We start from the raw sequence: 569 nt of genomic DNA, 5'->3' as shown, positions 1-569 counted from the left end.
GCATTACATGTTGGCAAGTGGGGCGGTGGTAAAGGAAAGCTGTTATTCAGTTATATCGTGCTACTTGGTGCAACGGTGGCGGCCTTATTTGGTAACGATGGTGCAGCATTGATATTAACGCCCATTGTGATTGCGATGTTATTGGCACTTGGTTTCAACAAAGGCACCACATTAGCATTTGTTATGGTTGCTGGGTTTATTGCAGATACGGGGAGGTTGCCGCTGATTGTTTCGATCCTCGTGAATATCGTTTCTGCGGACCTCTTTAATATTGGATTTACGGAATATGCATCAATTATGGTGCCAGTAGATATTGCTGCAATTATCGCAACACTCGTGATGCTGCATTGGTTTTTCCGCAAAGATATTCCTAAACAATATGATGTTACCAAACTGAGTGAACCGACTTTAGCCATTAAGGACATGACAACGTTTAAAGCTGGTTGGCTGGTATTGGTACTGCTACTTATTGGTTTCTTTGTCTTAGAACCATTAGGTATTCCAGTGAGAGCAATTGCAGCTATTGGTGCCTTAATTCTTTGGGTGATTGCAGCCAGAGGCCATACGAT

1 protein-coding gene is annotated in these 569 nt (G+C 42.9%); it reads left to right on the top strand.

Going from position 1 to position 569, the window contains the following annotated elements; genetic code table 11:
• On the top strand, positions 1-569 hold a 569-nt coding region (locus ABN217_RS19965; RefSeq protein WP_349459963.1), incomplete at both ends, for an ArsB/NhaD family transporter.

Origin of the sequence: Proteus sp. fly-1067, assembly GCF_040139345.1 — a bacterium.
GTDB classification, from domain to species: Bacteria; Pseudomonadota; Gammaproteobacteria; order Enterobacterales; family Enterobacteriaceae; genus Proteus; species Proteus vulgaris_B.
Note: the sequence above shows the minus strand (reverse complement) of the source record. Positions and strands in the feature narration are given on the sequence as shown.